At 62.9% G+C, this 17,140-nt stretch carries 18 protein-coding genes and 1 pseudogene; 14 read left to right on the top strand and 5 right to left on the bottom strand.

Annotated elements, in window-relative coordinates; genetic code table 11:
* The first annotated feature begins 105 nt into the window (after positions 1–105).
* Entirely contained in the window at positions 106–825 is a 720-nt protein-coding gene (locus tag VIM95_RS00560) for a transporter substrate-binding domain-containing protein (RefSeq protein WP_331981494.1), read from the top strand.
* A gap of 66 nt (positions 826–891) precedes the next feature.
* Positions 892–1,686: an MBL fold metallo-hydrolase gene (locus tag VIM95_RS00555; RefSeq protein WP_331981490.1), complete on the top strand. Its 795-nt coding sequence runs from the start codon at positions 892–894 to the stop codon at positions 1,684–1,686.
* 57 nt (positions 1,687–1,743) lie between these two features.
* Here the strand turns inward: VIM95_RS00555 and VIM95_RS00550 are convergent, their stop codons facing one another.
* On the bottom strand, positions 1,744–2,775 hold the full coding sequence (locus tag VIM95_RS00550) for a sensor domain-containing diguanylate cyclase (RefSeq protein ID WP_331981487.1): 1,032 nt from the start codon (positions 2,773–2,775) through the stop codon (positions 1,744–1,746).
* Positions 2,776–3,033: 258 nt separating this feature from the next.
* Between VIM95_RS00550 and VIM95_RS00545 the strand changes: the two genes are divergently transcribed.
* Positions 3,034–3,312, top strand: coding sequence for a hypothetical protein (locus VIM95_RS00545; protein WP_331981483.1), 279 nt, complete (start codon positions 3,034–3,036; stop codon positions 3,310–3,312).
* Positions 3,313–3,402: 90 nt separating this feature from the next.
* Here VIM95_RS00545 and VIM95_RS00540 read toward each other — a convergent pair whose 3' ends face one another.
* The 3 genes from VIM95_RS00540 to VIM95_RS00530 all read right to left on the bottom strand — a co-directional run bounded on the left by VIM95_RS00540 (position 3,403) and on the right by VIM95_RS00530 (position 6,949).
* Positions 3,403–5,187: an acyl-CoA dehydrogenase gene (locus VIM95_RS00540; RefSeq protein ID WP_331981480.1), complete on the bottom strand. Its 1,785-nt coding sequence runs from the start codon at positions 5,185–5,187 to the stop codon at positions 3,403–3,405.
* A 74-nt stretch (positions 5,188–5,261) separates the two neighbouring features.
* Complete coding sequence (locus VIM95_RS00535) at positions 5,262–6,197, bottom strand: electron transfer flavoprotein subunit alpha/FixB family protein (RefSeq protein WP_331981477.1); 936 nt, start codon at positions 6,195–6,197, stop codon at positions 5,262–5,264.
* 2 nt (positions 6,198–6,199) lie between these two features.
* Positions 6,200–6,949 carry an electron transfer flavoprotein subunit beta/FixA family protein gene (locus VIM95_RS00530; protein WP_331981474.1) on the bottom strand — a complete coding sequence of 250 codons (750 nt, stop codon included), beginning with the start codon at positions 6,947–6,949 and terminating at the stop codon, positions 6,200–6,202.
* 342 nt (positions 6,950–7,291) lie between these two features.
* On the opposite strand from VIM95_RS00530, the gene purU reads away from it, so the two are divergent.
* From purU to VIM95_RS00475, 11 genes are all read left to right on the top strand, one after another.
* Entirely contained in the window at positions 7,292–8,146 is an 855-nt protein-coding gene (gene purU, locus VIM95_RS00525) for a formyltetrahydrofolate deformylase (protein WP_331981471.1), read from the top strand.
* A gap of 215 nt (positions 8,147–8,361) precedes the next feature.
* The gene (locus tag VIM95_RS00520; RefSeq protein ID WP_331981468.1) at positions 8,362–8,754 is read left to right on the top strand and encodes a hypothetical protein; all 393 of its coding nucleotides are present in this window, start codon (positions 8,362–8,364) and stop codon (positions 8,752–8,754) included.
* Positions 8,755–8,803: 49 nt separating this feature from the next.
* On the top strand, positions 8,804–9,379 hold the full coding sequence (locus tag VIM95_RS00515; RefSeq protein ID WP_331981465.1) for a hypothetical protein: 576 nt from the start codon (positions 8,804–8,806) through the stop codon (positions 9,377–9,379).
* 1 nt (position 9,380) lies between these two features.
* On the top strand, positions 9,381–10,589 hold the full coding sequence (gspF, locus tag VIM95_RS00510) for a type II secretion system inner membrane protein GspF (protein ID WP_331981462.1): 1,209 nt from the start codon (positions 9,381–9,383) through the stop codon (positions 10,587–10,589).
* Entirely contained in the window at positions 10,586–10,921 is a 336-nt protein-coding gene (locus VIM95_RS00505; protein WP_331981458.1) for a nucleotide pyrophosphohydrolase, read from the top strand. The genes gspF and VIM95_RS00505 overlap by 4 nt, the downstream gene beginning before the upstream one ends.
* A 29-nt stretch (positions 10,922–10,950) precedes the next feature.
* Positions 10,951–11,376 carry a type II secretion system major pseudopilin GspG gene (gspG, locus tag VIM95_RS00500; protein ID WP_331981455.1) on the top strand — a complete coding sequence of 142 codons (426 nt, stop codon included), beginning with the start codon at positions 10,951–10,953 and terminating at the stop codon, positions 11,374–11,376.
* Between the two features lie 16 nt (positions 11,377–11,392).
* A complete protein-coding gene (locus tag VIM95_RS00495) occupies positions 11,393–11,902 on the top strand; it encodes a GspH/FimT family pseudopilin (protein WP_331981452.1) in 510 nt (169 codons plus the stop codon).
* A complete protein-coding gene (gspI, locus tag VIM95_RS00490) occupies positions 11,899–12,267 on the top strand; it encodes a type II secretion system minor pseudopilin GspI (protein ID WP_331981449.1) in 369 nt (122 codons plus the stop codon). Before VIM95_RS00495 ends, gspI begins: the two co-directional genes overlap by 4 nt.
* Positions 12,254–12,835 (top strand): type II secretion system minor pseudopilin GspJ, encoded by a 582-nt coding sequence (gspJ, locus tag VIM95_RS00485; protein WP_331981446.1) that lies wholly within the window; start codon positions 12,254–12,256, stop codon positions 12,833–12,835. The genes gspI and gspJ overlap by 14 nt, the downstream gene beginning before the upstream one ends.
* The gene (gene gspK / locus VIM95_RS00480) at positions 12,832–13,773 is read left to right on the top strand and encodes a type II secretion system minor pseudopilin GspK (RefSeq protein WP_331981443.1); all 942 of its coding nucleotides are present in this window, start codon (positions 12,832–12,834) and stop codon (positions 13,771–13,773) included. The genes gspJ and gspK overlap by 4 nt, the downstream gene beginning before the upstream one ends.
* Before the next feature lie 298 nt (positions 13,774–14,071).
* Complete coding sequence (locus VIM95_RS00475; protein WP_331981440.1) at positions 14,072–16,864, top strand: TonB-dependent receptor; 2,793 nt, start codon at positions 14,072–14,074, stop codon at positions 16,862–16,864.
* A gap of 119 nt (positions 16,865–16,983) precedes the next feature.
* Here VIM95_RS00475 and VIM95_RS00470 read toward each other — a convergent pair.
* Positions 16,984–17,140, bottom strand: a pseudogene (locus VIM95_RS00470) (phosphomannomutase/phosphoglucomutase); the annotation flags it as partial.

Genomic DNA, 17,140 nt, shown 5'->3' with positions numbered 1-17,140 from the left:
AATAGAAGAGGCACGGCGCGTGACGAGAAAAGAAGGGGACGGGCGGTGGTGGCTGGGTGGGGCAGGGGGTGTAGGACTGCGATATGCCGGCTATGGCCACTGGGCTTGGCCTGCTGGCTGGCTCCCGCCTGGGCCGAGCGGCTGGTGCTCTACTATGAGCAGCGTCCACCCTATACCGAGTTCCGCGACGGTGCCCTCACCGGCCTGCTTGGCAAGCCAGCCATGCAGGCGGTGCAGCAGCTTGGCATTGAGTTGGATTTACGTGAATCGCCGTTCAACCGGCATATGGCACTGATCGACAAGAATCTGGAATACGCCTGTGCCATAGGGCGCTATAAGACCGAACAGCGGCTGGGGCGCGGCAAGTTCAGCCAAGCCTTCTACCGTGATCAACCCTATGTGGCGATCATGCGTAGCGACAATGGCCGTGCTGGTGCCGTCACCGAGTTGCAGCCCTTGCTCGGTACGGCCGGGCTGCGTTTCGGCTTTCGCGAGGGCTATGCCTACGGCGAGGTGCTGGATGTCTGGATCGCCACCAGCCGGGCTAGCTTGGTGCGTCTGCCAGAGAGCAATGCCAACCTGGTGCGTATGGTCTACCGCCGCATGCTGGACGTGGTGCTGCTGTCGGGTGAGGAGGCCGAGGCCTTGTTGGCCTCAATGCCGGAGGAGCGCGCCAAGCTGATCATGCGGCACTATGCCGATAGCCCGCCCGGTGCCTACCGGTATTTCTATTGCAGCCGGCAGGTGGATGATGCCCTGCTGCAGCGGCTCGACGCCGCCATCAATCTGCATAGGCCCACGGGGACGGGCGGCAGCAATCCTTGATCGGGATCAAGGCTGCTGGTTGGGGAATGGGGTAGGGTTCGCTGTTTGCCCCTCCGGAGATCCCGCATGGCGATTTCACTCTATGACGACGGCCACCACCGTTGTCTGATGTTCAATGACCTGGTTGACGACGATGACGACCATGCCGTGCAGGCCAACCAGTTCCTGATCGTCTCCGGTCGCGAGGGCGCGCTGATCGACCCAGCCGGTAACATGACCTACAACGCCCTGATCATGGCCATGGCACGCTACTTCCCGGCCCGTGAGCTCAAGTACATCCTCGCCTCCCACGCCGACCCCGACATCGTCGCCTCACTCAACAAATGGCTGGTCGGTACTGACTGCCAGCTGGTCGTCTCCAAGCTCTGGGCGCGCTTTGTGCCGCACTTTTGCAATGTGGGCAATGCCACCGGCCGCATCATCGGCGTGCCGGATGAAGGTGGCTGGGTCAGCCTGGGCAAGCAGAAGCTGGGTCTGGTGCCGGCCCACTTCCTGCATGCCGAGGGCAATTTCCAGTTCTTCGACCCATTGGCGCAGATTCTCTTCACCGGCGATATGGGTGCTTCCATGGTCGCCTGTGGCGACGTGGCCGAGCCGGTCTCGTCGGTCAGCGACTTCACCCGCCATATCGCCACCATGGAAGGCTTTCATCGCCGCTATATGGTCGCCAACAAGGTTTGCCGGCTGTGGGCGGCCATGGTTCGGCCCAAGGTACAGAGCGGCGAGATCATCATGCTGGTGCCGCAGCACGGCCGTTACTTCGTCGGCCGTACCGTGCTGCTGGCCTTTCTGGATTGGATAGAGGCGCTGAGCTGCGGCATAGACCGCTTCGATGCAGGCCATTACCGTATGCCAAGCTGAGCCGGGTGATCTGCCTGGGCCCGGGGGGGGGCGGGGGTTAAGGTGTGCTCAAGCCGCCTATGGGCGGCAGGACTGGGCCACCACCTGGTTGCGGCCGCCGTCCTTGGCCGCATAGAGGGCCTGGTCGGCCGCCTTGATCAGCTGGGCTGCATCGCAATCCAGCGCAGGGTCGACGCTGGCCACGCCAAGGCTGGCGGTCACTGTGATCGTCGTGCTGCCCAGCTCGTGCTGTAGCGCGGCCAGTTTGCCGCGCAGGGCCTCGGCAAAAGCCAGGGCGCCTTGCTGCGCGGTCTGCGGCAAGAGCACGCAGAGCTCCTCGCCACCGTAGCGGGCGGCGATATCGACCGAGCGTATGGAGGCGGTGATCAACTGCCCCACATTGCGTAGTACCAGGTCGCCGGCGTCGTGGCCATGCTCGTCGTTGACTCGCTTGAAGTGGTCCAGGTCGATCAGCACGGCCGAGAGTGGCGTGCCGTAGCGACGACAGCGCGCCAGCTCATGTTCCAGCTTCTCGAATAGGGCGCGGCGGTTGGCGAGGCCGGTCAGCACATCGGTCGCGGCCAGGTATTCGGCGCGCTGCAGTGCCTCCTGCAGGCTGCGCTCGTGCGCGCGCAGTTCGATCAGGGACATCACCTGGCCCGCCAGGCCGCGCAGGATATGCTTCTGCCGCTCGCTCAGTACGCCGGTCTTGGTATTGAGCACGCAGAGCGTGCCTATGTGGTAGCCGTCGGTGGTTACCAGGCTGGCACCGGCATACATCTGCGCACCCACATCGCGTCTGACCAGACTCATATGGGCGGTGGCGGCATCGTTGGCCAGATCGGGGATTTCCAGAAAGTCATGCTGTATGGCGCGGGAGCAGTAGGATTCCTCGCGGGAAGTCTCGGTGCCGCCGGCCAGGCCGTAACCCGCCTTGCGCCAGACGCGGTCCCGGTCCACCAGCGACACCGAGGCGTAGGGTACATCGCAGATCTCGGCGGCCGCCTCTGCCAGCAGATCGAAGGCGGGGTCCGGCACGGTGTCTAGCTGCAGGTAGCGGTAGAGCGCTTCCAGGCGCTTGGCCTCCGCTTCGGAAACCAGTTGAGACATGGCTGCTTCCCTCATTGTCTTGCAGACGGCGCTATCCACCGCCTGCCACAGGCTTTCAGTATTGGCGAGCCGCCCGCGCGCATCAAGACGCCCATCTCGCGCCCAACTGCGATGGCCCTGCTCCGCCGGCCGGGGCAGAACCCCGGTCTTGTGCGGTAATTTATATCGAGTACGATTAAATCGCAATGTATTGACAGCTTGCGTAGCGGGGCGTAATTTCACACATGGAAAGTACGCTAACTAATTTGGAGCCCGACTGTGGACATCGATACCGCCAACTATGTGCCCATCAACTGCGAATTCCACGACCTGCTGGAAGTACATGCCACCCGCCGAAAGCCCGTCACGCTGCGTTTTGTGGGCGTGGATGGCCGGCCACAGCAACGTCTCGTCGGTGTGGCCGATGTCTATAGCCGTGGCGGTGCCGAGTACCTGGCATTGGCCGATGGCGAACTGATCCGTCTGGACCGGCTGATCGAGGTTGATGGCGTACTGCTGGCCGATTTTGAGGCCGGTATCTGTGCCCCAGCAGCCTGAGTACTCGGGACAAAACACGAACGCGGCGCTGGGCGAAGAAAAAGCCACCCCCAGGGGTGGCTTCTTGCTTCACAAGGCGACAAGGCTGCCTTAGAAGGCTTCATCCGGCAGGGCCAGCACGCTGTCGGCGCCGTGCAGGATCACCTCCGCCAGGCTGGCGGTCTGCGGCAGCAGGTAGGCGGCAAAGAAGCGCGCGGTGGTCAGCTTGGCTTCGAAGAAGGCGGCGTCGCCCTCGCCGTCGGCCAGCTTCTGCTTGGCGATCAGCGCGGCACGACCCAGCTGCCAGCCACCCAGGGTCAGGCCCATCAGCTCCAGGAAGGGTACCGAGCCTGCGGCCACGGCCTTGGGTTGGGCGTCGAACTGCTCGACCACGTAACGGGTGGTACTGCGGGCGTGTGCCAGCGACTTTTCGAGGCCTGCGGCGATGTCTTCCAGGCCGGCGGCGCGTAGCTGGCCGACGGTGGCTTCCACCTGGGCCAGCAGGGCCTGGGCAGTCATGCCCTTTTCGGCAGCGGTCTTGCGACCGACCAGGTCCATGGCCTGGATGCCGGTGGTCCCTTCGTAGATCGAGCTGATACGGGCGTCGCGCAGGTACTGGGCGGCGCCGGTTTCTTCGATAAAGCCCATGCCACCGTGTACCTGTACCCCCAGGCTGGCGATGCGGCTGGCGTTCTCGGTGTTCCAACCCTTGACGATGGGGGTCAGGAAGCCGACCACGGCGTTCCACTTCTGCTGCTCGGCGCGGTCCGGGTGGCGGTTGGCCTTGTCCAGCGAGCCACAGGCCAGATAGGTCAGGGCGCGTTCGGCTTCGGTCAGGGCGCGCATGGTCATCAGCATGCGGCGGATGTCGGCATGGCGGATGATGGCGGCCGGTGCCGGGTTTTCCGAGCCCAGCTCGCGGCTCTGCACGCGGTCTTTGGCGTAGGCCACGGCCTTCTGGTACGCGGCCTCGGCCAGGGCCATGCCTTCCACGCCCACGCCCAGGCGGGCGGCGTTCATCATGGTGAACATATAGCTCAGACCGCGGTTGGCTTCGCCGACCAGCCAGCCGATGGCGCCGCCGTTGTCGCCGTAGCTCATCACGCAGGTGGGCGAGCCGTGGATGCCGAGCTTGTGTTCGATCGACACGCACTTCACATCGTTGCGCGCACCCAGCGAGCCGTCCGCATTGACCAGGAACTTGGGCACCACGAACAGCGAGATACCCTTTACGCCGGCCGGGGCATCGGGCAGGCGGGCCAGCACGAGGTGGACGATGTTCTCGGCCATATCGTGCTCACCATAGGTGATGAAGATCTTCTGGCCGCTGATCTTGTAGGTACCGTCACCGACCGGCACGGCCTTGGATCGGACCTGGGCCAGGTCGGAGCCGGCCTGCGGTTCGGTCAGGTTCATGGTGCCGGTCCAGGTGCCTTCTGCCATCTTGGGCAGGTAGGTCGCCTGCAGCTCGGGCGAGGCATGGTGCTCGATGGCGGCAATGGCGCCCAGGGTCAAGAGCGGACACAGCGAGAAGGCCATGTTGGAGCCTTTCCACATCTCTTCGACCGCAGTGGCGACGAGGTGGGGCATGCCCTGACCACCGAATTCGGCGGGGGCGTGCAGGCCGACCCAACCGTTCTCGACGAACTGGGTATAGGCATCCTTGAAACCGGGGGCGGTGGTGACCACGCCGTCATTGAGCTTGTTGCCGTGCTGGTCGCCCACGCGGTTCAGCGGTGCGAGCACGTTCTCGGCCAGCTTGGCCGCCTCTTCCAGAATCGCATCGACCAGTTCCGGGTTCACGTCCTCGAAGCCGGGCAGGGCGGCCACTTCGTTGAGGCCAGCCAGCTCGTTCAGCACGAAGCGCATGTCGGCAATGGGGGCTTTGTAGCTCATGGAATTCTCCTATTCGAGCGCTTGCTCGGTAAAAGCTGCTGAAAAAACGGCCACCTCGGTGACCGTTCTAGTGCTTACTTGTTCAGTTCGCTGATCAGTTCTGGCACGGCGGTGAAGAGGTCCGCTACCAGACCATAGTCGGCCACCTGGAAGATCGGGGCTTCTTCGTCCTTGTTGATCGCGACAATCACCTTGGAATCCTTCATACCGGCCAGGTGCTGGATGGCGCCGGAAATACCGATGGCGATGTAGAGCTGCGGCGCCACGATCTTGCCGGTCTGGCCGACCTGGTAGTCGTTCGGGGCGTAGCCGGCGTCCACGGCGGCGCGCGAGGCACCGATGGCGGCCCCCAGCTTGTCGGCCAGCGGCTCAAGCACGCCATGGAACTGCTCGCTGGAGCCCAGCGCGCGACCACCGGAGACGATCACCTTGGCGGCACCCAGTTCAGGACGGCTGGACTTGGTCAGCTCTTGCGAGACAAAGCTCGATTGGCCCACGTCGTTACCGGCGGTAATGTTCTCGACGGCGGCGGCGCCACCTTCGGCAGCGGCGTCGAAGGCGGTGGTACGCACGGTCAGCACCTTGATTGCGTCGGCCGAGCGCACGGTGGCGATCACGTTACCGGCGTAGATCGGGCGCACGAAGGTGTCGGCGCCTTCAATGCCGATCACGTCCGAGATCTGCGCCACATCCAAGAGAGCGGCCACGCGCGGCAGCAGGTTCTTGCCATAGGTGGTGGCCGGTGCCAGCACATGGCTGTAGTCCTTGGCCAGGCCCACCACCAGTGGGGTCAGGTTCTCGGCCAGGCCGTGGCCCAGGTGGGCACCGTCGGCGAGCAGCACCTTGGCCACGCCAGCGACCTTGGCGGCGGCTTGTGCAGCGGCCAGGGCGTTATGGCCGGCCACCAGCACATGCACGTCGCCACCCAGCTTGGTAGCGGCGGTTACCGTGTTGAGCGTGGACGACTTGAGGGTAGCGTTGTCGTGTTCTGCAATAACCAGGATCGTCATGATCAGATCACCTTTGCTTCGTTCTTCAGTTTGGCGACCAGTTCGGCGACCGAGCCGACCTTGATGCCGGCCTTGCGGACCGGGGGTTCCGAGACCTTGACCGTGGTCAGGCGGGGGGCCGGGTCCACGCCCAGCTCGGCCGGGGTGGTCTTGTCCAGCGGCTTCTTCTTGGCGGCCATGATATTGGGCAGCTTGACGTAGCGCGGCTCATTGAGGCGCAGGTCGGTGGTGACGATGGCCGGCAGCGACAGCGAGACGGTCTCGAGGCCGCCGTCGATTTCGCGGGTGACCTGTACCTTGTCGCCGGCCAGTTCGACCTTGGAGGCAAAGGTGCCTTGCGGCACGTTCAGCAGCGCAGCCAGCATCTGGCCGGTCTGGTTGGCGTCGTCGTCGATGGCCTGCTTGCCCAGGATCAAGAGCTGCGGCTGTTCCTTGTCGGCCACGGCCTTGAGCAGCTTGGCCACGGCCAGGGGCTGCAGCACGGCGTCGGTCTCGACGTGGATGGCGCGGTCGGCGCCCATGGCCAGGGCAGTACGCAGGGTCTCTTCGCACTGCTTCACGCCGAGCGAGACCACCACGATCTCGCTGGCCTTGCCGGCTTCCTTGAGGCGGACAGCCTCTTCGACGGCGATCTCGTCGAAGGGGTTCATGGACATCTTGACGTTGGCGATGTCGACATCGCTGCCATCGGGCTTGCAACGGACTTTGACGTTGTAATCAACAACGCGCTTCACTGCGACCAGGATCTTCAAAACTGCCTCCGCTGGGGGTCGGATTGGAATTGGGTCCCCGTGCCGGTTGGGCTGTCTGGGCCACCCCGCCTTGGTGGCAAGGCGGGGTTCCCGGGCAGGCCCGGCACGGAAAGGATAGGAAGCATAGCACCGGCGGGGGACCGCCGTCATGGCAGCCGTAGTCTGCCTTGTGCGTGCTACATGCTTGTTTTCCTGCAAGTTAGCATCGTTGAGTTTGCAGAGCAAGCGCTTGATTTATTTACGTGCGCGTCATCTGCAACGGACCCTCATTACGTGGCAGGATGCGCCTTTATTTGCTCGAACCCCTCTCTGCAAGGGGCCTCTGCTTCTCCTGGCCGACCGATGAAAAACACCGCTACCCTGCTGATCTCCTGCCCCGACCGCAAAGGCCTTGTCGCCGCGATCGCCAACTTCCTCTACACCTACAACGCCAACATCCTGCATGCCGACCAGCATCAGGACGACGATGCCGGCCTCTTTCTGATGCGTATCGAGTGGGATCTGGAGGGTTTTGCGCTCGATATGGGGGCCTTCGACGCTGCCTTTGCACCCATCGCCGAACGCTTTGGCATGGAATGGAAGCTCAAGCGCTCGGCCCAGAAGCCTCGGCTCGCGATCTTCGTCTCCAAGTACGACCATTGCTTGGTGGATCTGTTGCATCGCTGGCACAGCGGCGAACTGGCCTGCGACATTCCGCTCATCATTTCCAACCACGAGGACTGCCGCCGCGTGGCGGAGTTCTATGGCATTGCCTATCACGTCATCTCGGTCGGTAAGGACAACAAGCAGGCGGCCGAGGCCGAGCAGCACGCGCTCTTGCAGCAACAAGGCATCGACCTGATCGTGCTTGCCCGCTATATGCAGGTGCTGTCGCACGACTTCACCGCCCGTTACCCGCGCCGGATTATCAATATCCACCACAGCTTCCTGCCGGCCTTCGAGGGCGCCAAGCCCTACCACCGCGCCCATGCGCGGGGCGTAAAGCTGATCGGCGCCACCAGCCACTATGTAACCGAGGTATTGGACGATGGCCCCATCATCGAGCAGGACGTGACCCGCATCTCGCACCGCGAGACGGTGGATGATCTGGTGCAAAAGGGACGTGATCTGGAGCGGGTGGTGCTGTCCCGAGCGGTACGCTGGCATCTGGATCACCGCGTGCTGGTCTACGGCCACAAGACCGTTGTTTTTGATTGAACACTGCGGGGAGCGTGGTTGGCTAAACCATGCCGGACTGCAGTTGCTTGACCGAGGTGGTGAACGGAGGAACTCCGCTCACCGTCCTTTGGTCCATGCAGGCAGACAGGATTTGGTTATAACTGCTTCAGCAGTAAACATCTGTGTCCGGCACCCGGCCCCCGCCAGCGTAGCGGTGGATAATCAAAGGGTCGCAACGCCCGAGGAGTCATGAAATGAACAAGCGTATCGCAATAACCGGCCTGGTCCTGTTGGCGCTCGGACTAGGCGCCTGTGCCAGCATGAAGGTCACCAATACCAGCTTCCTGGATGGCAGCCATCGCTTTGGACGTACCGAACTCAATACCTATCCGGTACGGGTGCTGGCCATCGACAAGGAATACACCATCGACGTCAATCCGGTCCGGGTGGAGCCTGGCAACCGCGTGCTGCGGGTCAGTGCGGCGCCGGTGGCGGGCTTTCATGACCCTGTCGTAAAAGACGTGCCGTTTACCGTGGAAGCCTGCAAGCGCTACTATCTGGCCGCCAAACGCGAGAACCCCCTGCGACAGGACTTTGAACTCATCGTCCAGCAGGTCGAGGATCGCGGCGATTGCCAAAAGGCCTGATCCCCCAACAAACCCGGGGCCGCCGACAAGGCGGCTCTTTTTTTAGCCTATGCCACCATTCCTGCAGGATGCCCTCGATCTGGCCCGCTTCCGGATCAAGCCACTGGAACACTACTCCTACGACTGGTGGCAGCCGGTAGGCTGGTTGATGCTGCTCAGCGTCCTGCCCGTCCTGGGCGGTTCCCTGCCGGGCTTCAGCCTGGGCCAGCATCTTGCGCTGGCGATCGGCATGAACTGGTTCCGGGTACTGTTCTTCGTCTTCTTCTTTGGCTGGTGGCTGCGCCGTACCCCGGCCGGCCAGGCCCGCCTGGCTGGCGGCAGCCTGTTCCCCTTGCTGGTACTGCTGGGCAGCAGCGACCTTTTGTTGCCGCTGCTGGCCAATCTGCCGCAGGGCGTGGGCATCCTGATGCTACTGGTGCTCAAGGGCTACCAGCTTGGCCTCGCACTGCGTGCGCTGGCCGTCGCTACTGGCAATACGGTACAACAGGTAGCGCTGGGTACGCTCCTGTCCATCCCGGTGCTGTTGGTGGTCATGCTGCTGCTAAGCATTCTGCTGTCGGTCGCCGGTGTAAACCCGGAGCAGCTGCTGCCACGGCCGGCCGGTGCACCCAAGGTGGTGGGCTGACATGGCAGGCTTTCGTTACCAGGCCCTCGATGGCGGTGGCCGCAGCAGCGAGGGGGTGATCGAAGCGGACAACGCTCGCCTGGCTCGCGCCAATCTGCGTGAGCAGGGCTTATGGGTAGTCGACATGAGCGAGCTGGCGCCGGAGGCGCAGGCTGGCAAGCCGCGTCGTGGCGGCGGGGTCTCCAGCGCCGAGCTGGCGCTGATCACCCGTCAGTTCGCCACCCTGCTGGATGCCGGCCTGACGGTGGAGCGGGCGCTGACCGTGCTGATCGAACAGGCCGAGAACCAACGCAGCCGGGATGTGCTGGCCAGCGTGCGCAGCGAGGTATTGGCCGGCGCGCCCATGAGCCTGGCGCTGAGCCGCCACCCACGGGTCTTTCCCGAGCTCTACCGCACCATCGTCCGTGCCGGTGAGGAATCCGGCAAGGCGGCGGGGGTCATGCAGCGGTTGGCCGACTATATCGAGGCGCGCCAAGCGTTGACCGCCAAGGTGGCCCTGGCCTTTGTCTACCCGGCGGTGGTGCTGACGGTTTCCCTGCTGGTGATCGTCGGCATGCTGTGGTGGGTGGTGCCGCAGATGGTGACGGTGTTCCAGGGCGCAAAACAGACCTTGCCTTTTCTGACCCGTGCGCTGCTGGCGATCTCCGGTAGCCTGCGCGAATACGGTCTGATCCTGCTGGTGCTGCTGGGCGGCGGTGCCTTTATTTTCGCAAGGTTGCTCAAGCAGCCGGCTTTCCGGCTTCGTTTTGATGGCCTCTTGCTGCGCCTGCCCCTGTTCGGCCGGCTCAACCGTGCCGGCAATACGGCCCGCCTGGCCAGCACCCTGTCCATACTCGTGGGTAGCGGTGTGCCATTGCTCAAGGCCATGGAGGCCGCGGCTGGCGTAGTCGGTAACCGGGTGCTGCGTGCGGCGGTGGCGAATGCCGCCAAGGATGTGCGCGAAGGGGCCACCCTGTCGCGGGCCCTGGAGCGACAGAAACTGTTCCCGCCGGTGCTGGTCCATCTGATCGCCAGCGGTGAGGCCAGCGGACGGCTGGAAGTCATGCTCGACAAGGCTGCCCAGCAACAGACGGGCGAGCTGGAGCAGAAGGTAGCGACTTTCACCAGCTTGCTGGGGCCGGTGATGGTGTTGTTGATGGGCGGTGCGGTTCTGCTGATCGTGCTGGCCATCCTCTTGCCGGTGTTTGAAATGAACCAGCTGGTGAAATGATGTTGCAGGACGAGCACACTACACTGGCCAGCTTACGGCAGAAGGTTGCGGACTTTGCCGCGGCGCGCGAATGGCAGCGCTTCCACAATGGTAAGAACCTGGCGATGAGCATTGCCATCGAGGCGGCGGAGCTGATGGAGCACTTCCAGTGGACACCAGAAGCGACTACCGTGGCGGACCGTGCCGAGGTGGCCGAAGAATTGGCCGACGTGCTGATCTATGCGCTGGCCTTCGCCAATAGCCAAGGCATAGACGTGGCCGCAGCGGTTACCGCCAAGCTGGACAAGAATGAACGGCGCTTTCCGCCCTTGGGCGGCGAGCCGCACGAATGACAAAGACGAGATAGAACGGAGCGAAACCTATGCAGCAACGCGCACGCCAAGGCGGCTTTACCCTGATCGAGATCCTGGTGGTGATCGCCATCCTGGCCATTCTCGGGGCGCTGGTCGTACCCAAGATCATGAGCCGGCCGGACGAGGCCCGCGTCGTGGCGGCCAAGCAGGACGTCGGTGCGCTGGTGCAGGCGCTCAAGCTCTACAAGCTCGACAACGGTATCTACCCGTCCACCGAGCAGGGCCTCAAGGCCCTGGTGGAAAAACCGACCGCCGGCCAGATCCCGAACAACTGGAAATCCTACCTCGATAAGCTGCCGCGTGACCCTTGGGGCCATGACTATGTCTACCTGAACCCGGGCATCAAGGGTGATATCGACGTAATGAGCTACGGCGCTGACGGCCAGGCCGGTGGCGAGGGGCACGATGCCGACATCGGCTCCTGGATGCTGTAAGCAGGTGCTTGCCCGTTTGCCTGCCGCTCCGCGGCGTCAACAGGGCTTCACCCTGGTCGAGATCCTGGTGGTGCTGGTGATCATCAGCATCATCGTGGTGCTGGCCGCAGTGCGTTTTGGCCAGAGCGATGTCGACACCCTGCAGCGCGAGAGCGAGCGGCTGTCGCTGCTGCTCGAGACGGCGCGCGACGAAGCGATTGCCACCGGTGCCGCTGCCGGCTTTTCGGCAGAGCCGGGGGGCTACCGCTTCTGGCTGCAACAGCCGGACGCCAGCTGGCAGCCGGTCGCCGAATCCGAGGTGTTGCGCCCGCGCGAATTGCCACAGGCACTGCGCTTGGCCAACCTGCGCGTCAATCTGCAGCCTTTGCCAGAGGGCGGGCGTATCGTGTTTTCTCCCTCCGGTGTCAACGCGCCTTTCAGCCTCAGTCTCTACGCCGGCGCCGAGCGCCGCACGCTGCAGGCCGATGCGTTGGGTCGTATCACCGTTGCCAATCCACAGGTGCAAGCGGCGGGGGCGGCGCCATGAGACGGCAGGGCTTCACCTTGATCGAGGTACTGGTGGCCTTGGCCGTGATCGGCATCGCCCTGGCGGCAGCGGTGCGCGCCAGCACGGCGGTGGCCGACGGCTCGCTCGCGCTGCGCCGCCACCTGGTGGGTGGTTGGGTGGCACAGAACCGTCTCAACGGCTACCTCGCCCGCAGCGAGTTCCCCGATATCGGTACGCGGGAAGGTCGTGAGACGCAGGTGGGTACAGAATTCGTCTGGCGCGAGTCGGTCTCGGAAACCCCCAACAAATCCTTCCGCCGGGTCGAGGTCCGCGTCTCGGCGCCTGAGTCTGGCGACCATGCCGACGCGGTGCTGATCGGGTATATCGCCAATGCGCCGCGGTAAGCAGCAGGGCTTTACCCTGATCGAGATCCTGATCGCGCTGGCGGTGTTCAGCGTGATGGCGGTGATCGCCTACAAGGGCGTGGCCAACCTGGCGACCGCCAAGCAGGTGATGGATGCCGACAACCGCAAATGGCGCGAACTCACGGTAGCGATGGCGCGCTTTGATGACGATTTCTCCCAGGTTGCCAACCGCCCCTGGCGTGACGAAGGTGGCACCACCCAGGCCGCCATACGGGGTGCGGCGGGGGCCTTGGACGCCAACGGCGCGCAGCTGGAACTGGTGCGCTATGACGGTGAGCGCCTGACGCACCTGGGGTATCGCCTGCGGGACGGGCATCTGGAATTGTTGCTCTGGAGCGCGCTGGACCTTGCCCCTCGTACCAGTCCGACCGCCTTGCCCATGCTGGATCACGTCAAGACCTTCTCGCTGCGTTTTCTCGATGCCGCCGGTCAGTGGCAACTCAGCTGGCCGCAGGGCAGTCAGGCTGCCCAGCTGCCACGTGGTGTTGAGCTGACGCTGGCGCTGGAAAGTGGCGAAACCGTCACCCGCCTGTTTGCCCTGCCATGATGTACCGTTCTCTCCCCCGCCAGTCCGGCATTGCCATCGTCACCGCTGTTGCGGTCGCCGCCCTGGTCGCGGCGCTGGCAGGCTTTATGGCTTTCCGCCATAGCCTATGGTTACGCCAGGTGGAGAACCAACACGACTTGGCGCAGGCACGCGGGGTGGCGCGGGCCGCCATCGATCTCAGCCGCCTCACCCTGCGCGATGACGCCCGCCAGAACAAGGTCGACCACGCGCAGGAAGCTTGGGCCATCCCCATCCCCAACCTGCCGGTGGAACAGGGCAATGCCGGCGGCAAGATCAGCGATCTGCAAGGGCGCTTCAACTTGAACAATCTGATCGCCAGCAATGGCCAGGTCAGCATGCTCGACAAGGAGGCTTACGAGCGGCTTCTGAAGGCGCTGGGCTTATCGCCGGAGACGCTGGTACCACCGCTGCTGGACTGGCTGGATGCCGACAGTGAGCCCCGCTACCCAGGCGGGGCGGAAGACCGGGAATATCTGGCCGGCAACCCGCCGCACCGTGCGGCCAACCGGCCGCTGTTCGATATCGACGAGTTGCGCCAGGTACAGGGCTATAGCGACGAGATCGTGGCCCGCCTCGCCCCCTTTGTCTCTGCCTTGCCGCAGGCCGGTACCCAGGTCAACGTCAACTTTGCACCGCCCGAGGTATTGTCTGCCTTGTTGCCCAGCCTGGATCTGGCCAGCGCCCAGGCGCTGGCGCGGCGCCGGGATGCCAAGCCGTTCAGCAACGACTCGGAGTTCAAGGACGAACTCTCCGGACAGGTCCAGGCCGAGGTCGACCCCACCCGCTTGGGCTATGAAAGCCGCTATTTTCTTGCGGATGTAGATGCCCGTTTCGGCCGCGTGACGGTGGCCTACAGGGCCATGCTGGAGCGCAATGGCGACCAGATCCCACGTGTGGTCTGGATGCGTCGACGCTGACGCGCGATCCCCTTCTTGGCAGCAAATTCCCGCATAACCCAGGCCTGGCCTGGGTTTATGCTTTTTTCATATGAGAAAACAAATATTTAATTGTGTTTTGTCTGCAACATATTTTTACAAATACCGCTTATTTGTAACGTGCGCCACGTAGGGCACCGTAGGATTCCTCCCCGATGCGTCCCCCATTTGGGGGATACGTATGCGGACTTCGGCCAGAGCCGGGGTGTGCGATTGAATCGTGACCGTAGCTGTGATCCGGCTGTGCTCGCGGAATTTAAGAATCGGGAGAAACTACAAGATGAAGTTGAAGCAACTCAGCCAAGCCCTCGTCCTGGTGGGCTTCGCCGGCTTTGCCCATATCGCTGCCCATGCCGCGGATGAAGTGAAGAAGGTCGAACGGATCGAAGTCACTGGTTCCAACATCAAGCGCACTGCAACCGAGACCGCTTCGCCGGTGCAGGTGATCCGCGCCGAGGAAATCAAACGCTCTGGCGCCACGACTACCGCCGAAGTCCTCAAGCTCATTCCCGCCATCAGCTCGGGTGGTCTGGATGACCTGGGTTCCGGCAGCGGTTTTTCCTCGGGTACTGCGACAGCCTCGCTGCGTGGCTTGGGTTCTTCCGCCACCTTGGTGCTCGTCAATGGTCGCCGTATGTCGCCCGCCGCCTACGCCGACCCGAACAGCGGCCAGTCGACGCTGTACAACTTGAACAACATCCCGCCGGCTGTGATCGAGCGGATCGAAGTATTCAAGGATGGCGCCTCTGCCGTCTATGGTTCCGACGCAATCGCCGGTGTGATCAACTTCATCCTGAAGAAGGAATACCAAGGGTTGGAAATGTCGGCCAACGCGACTGGCGCCACCCAGGGTGGTTACCGGACCGACGCAGCTTCAGCCATCTTTGGTGTCGGTAACCTGGATGAAGACCGTTGGAACGTCTATGTATCGGCGGACTATCGCAAGCGTCATGAGACCGACACCACCAAGGACAATGGGATCAGCCAGGACCTGTACGCCAAGATCAATCAGCGCCTGGATCCTCACTTCTCGACTGCCTCCTTCCCCGGCAACTACTATCGTGAAGCCACCCCGGGCAGCGGTGCATTCACCCGCCTGATCGGTGCCGATGCCAGCTGCCCGGCTGACCAGGTTGTCGCCAATAGCGCCGCCGCCAATGGCAAGAGCTGCTGGTTCAACACCTGGCCCAAGGTGATCGAACAGAGCGACCAGAAGTCCGGCAACCTGTTTGCCCGAGGCGCAATCCGTCTTTCGGACTCAGTCAGCGGTTTTAGCGAACTGAGCTACAACGAGACCAAGAGCAAATACCCGGGCAACAGCCTGGCGATGAACGGCAATAGTGCGAATACCTGGTTCACCGTGGACGGTGTGCGCAAGGAGTTCACCTTCATCCTGCCGGCCAACCACCCTGACAATCCGCTGTTCCAGGCCAATCCGAACAATACCGCCAAGGTCGCGGTCCGTTACCGCATGGCTGATGTACCGGTTCTCACCGATGTTACGACCAAGAACACCCGCGCGGTGTTCGGCCTGGAAGGCAATCATTTCGACTGGGACTGGAAGGCCGGCCTGCTGTACAACAAGGCGGAGCGTGAGACCAGTGAAACCGGTCGCATCTTGGCCAAGGAACTGCAGGACGCGATCAACGATCTGTCCTATCGCCCGACCGGCCACAACAGCGCCGCGACCCTTGCCAAGATCAGCCCGACGCGCCTTGACAATGGCAAGACCGAAGTCACCATCGGCGACCTACGCGGTTCGACCGAGTTCGGCCAGCTGGCCGGTGGTAGCGTAGGGGTGGCCGTCGGCGTGGAAGCCCGTCGCGAGTCCATCGACGTGGTGGCCGATCAGCATCTGCAAAATGCCGAGTTCATCGGTCTGGGCTCCTCGACCGCCTCGGGCAGCCGCAATGTGCAGTCGGTGTTCGGCGAGCTGAGCCTACCGGTGCTGAAGGCGCTGTCGCTGGAAGCTGCTCTGCGTTACGACCACTACAGTGATTTTGGCAACTCCACCACGCCCAAGGTCGGCTTCAAGTGGACGCCGGACAGCAAGTTCTCCGTCCGTGGTACCTACGCCGAGGGCTTCCGGGCTCCAGGTCTGACCCAGATATCCAAGTCCAGCGTGCAGTCCTTCAACAGCGGCATCATCGATCCGATCCGTTGCGCCGCCAACGTCGACCCTGCCTCCCGCTCGACCACGACTGAGTGCACCACCGGTATCACCCTGTCGTCGCGCATTGCCGCCAATCCGGATCTGCAGCCCGAAAAATCGAAGAGCTACACCTTCGGTTTCGTGTTCGCCCCGACCAACAATCTCAACGGTTCGGTCGACGTGTATGAGATTCGCCGTCGCAATGAAATCGACCGCCTGAGTTCGCAGTTCCTGATCAACCAGGTCTACAAGCTGAACAATATGGCCTATGTCGATCAGATCCAGCGCTCCGCCAGTCCGGATACCTGGGTGAAGGACAAGAGTGGCAAGCTGATTCCGAATTCTGGCTTGATCACCAGTACTACCCGCAAGTTCTTCAACCTGGGTGAAACCCGTACCAAGGGCATTGATCTGGACCTGCGTTTGAAGAGCAGCCTGGGTGAATATGGCCGCTTGACCACGGCCTGGAATGCCACTTACCTGCTCAGCTACAAGCAGGCCCAGTTCGCTGGCGATCCCTTTACCGAATATGCTGGCTCCTACGGCCCGGCGGGTGAACTGCCGCGCTTCAAGAGCTCCGTCTCCACAGATTGGGAGCGTGGCGCCTGGACCACGACCGGCCGCCTGAACTACACCGGTGGTTGGTTGTATGGCGACAGCGGTGAGTGTTCCTTGGACAATAGTCCGGGTACCGCGCTGGGCAAAAACTGGGCTAGTTGCCATGTTGGTTCCTGGACCACGGTCGATCTCGGTTTGACCTACAAGGGCGTGAAAAACCTAACCTTGACCGCGGTGATGCGTAACGTGGCCAATCGCAAGGCACCCTATGACCCGGACAACACCACCCTGGGCTACAACCCGGGCTTCCACAACCCGTACGGCCGATACCTGAACCTGGGTGCGAGCTACAAGTTCTGGTAAGCCTTAATCAGTGCGGTCGGAGAGCACTCCTGCCGCCCTGTAAAACAAAAGACCCGCTCGAGAGCGGGTCTTTTGTTTTGCTGCCTGCAAGCAACGGGGGCGCGTATGTCGGAGACTGGTCAGAAGGGTAGCTTGGCGTCGATCTCACCCGCCAGCAGCTTGCGGAAGGTCGCCTGGATGCGCTTGAGCGCCTTGGCGTCATCCCCTTCGAACCGCAGTACCAGCACCGGCGTGGTATTGGAGGCGCGCAAGAGGCCGAATCCATCCGGGTATTCG

This window comes from Chitinimonas sp., from assembly GCF_036568685.1.
Classification (GTDB): Bacteria; Pseudomonadota; Gammaproteobacteria; order Burkholderiales; family Chitinimonadaceae; genus Chitinimonas.
This window is presented reverse-complemented; position numbering and strand designations above follow the sequence as displayed.

What these genes read in the sequence shown, in the direction of transcription:
- VIM95_RS00555 (WP_331981490.1), top strand. Translation starts at nt 892, where the DNA reads ATGGCGATTTCACTCTATGACGACGGCCACCACCGTTGTCTGATGTTC.
- VIM95_RS00550 (WP_331981487.1), bottom strand. Translation starts at nt 2,775, where the DNA reads ATGTCTCAACTGGTTTCCGAAGCGGAGGCCAAGCGCCTGGAAGCGCTC.
- VIM95_RS00540 (WP_331981480.1), bottom strand. Translation starts at nt 5,187, where the DNA reads ATGAGCTACAAAGCCCCCATTGCCGACATGCGCTTCGTGCTGAACGAG.
- VIM95_RS00535 (WP_331981477.1), bottom strand. Translation starts at nt 6,197, where the DNA reads ATGACGATCCTGGTTATTGCAGAACACGACAACGCTACCCTCAAGTCG.
- purU (WP_331981471.1), top strand. Translation starts at nt 7,292, where the DNA reads ATGAAAAACACCGCTACCCTGCTGATCTCCTGCCCCGACCGCAAAGGC.
- VIM95_RS00520 (WP_331981468.1), top strand. Translation starts at nt 8,362, where the DNA reads ATGAACAAGCGTATCGCAATAACCGGCCTGGTCCTGTTGGCGCTCGGA.
- VIM95_RS00515 (WP_331981465.1), top strand. Translation starts at nt 8,804, where the DNA reads ATGCCACCATTCCTGCAGGATGCCCTCGATCTGGCCCGCTTCCGGATC.
- gspF (WP_331981462.1), top strand. Translation starts at nt 9,381, where the DNA reads ATGGCAGGCTTTCGTTACCAGGCCCTCGATGGCGGTGGCCGCAGCAGC.
- VIM95_RS00505 (WP_331981458.1), top strand. Translation starts at nt 10,586, where the DNA reads ATGATGTTGCAGGACGAGCACACTACACTGGCCAGCTTACGGCAGAAG.
- gspG (WP_331981455.1), top strand. Translation starts at nt 10,951, where the DNA reads ATGCAGCAACGCGCACGCCAAGGCGGCTTTACCCTGATCGAGATCCTG.
- gspI (WP_331981449.1), top strand. Translation starts at nt 11,899, where the DNA reads ATGAGACGGCAGGGCTTCACCTTGATCGAGGTACTGGTGGCCTTGGCC.
- gspJ (WP_331981446.1), top strand. Translation starts at nt 12,254, where the DNA reads ATGCGCCGCGGTAAGCAGCAGGGCTTTACCCTGATCGAGATCCTGATC.
- gspK (WP_331981443.1), top strand. Translation starts at nt 12,832, where the DNA reads ATGATGTACCGTTCTCTCCCCCGCCAGTCCGGCATTGCCATCGTCACC.
- VIM95_RS00475 (WP_331981440.1), top strand. Translation starts at nt 14,072, where the DNA reads ATGAAGTTGAAGCAACTCAGCCAAGCCCTCGTCCTGGTGGGCTTCGCC.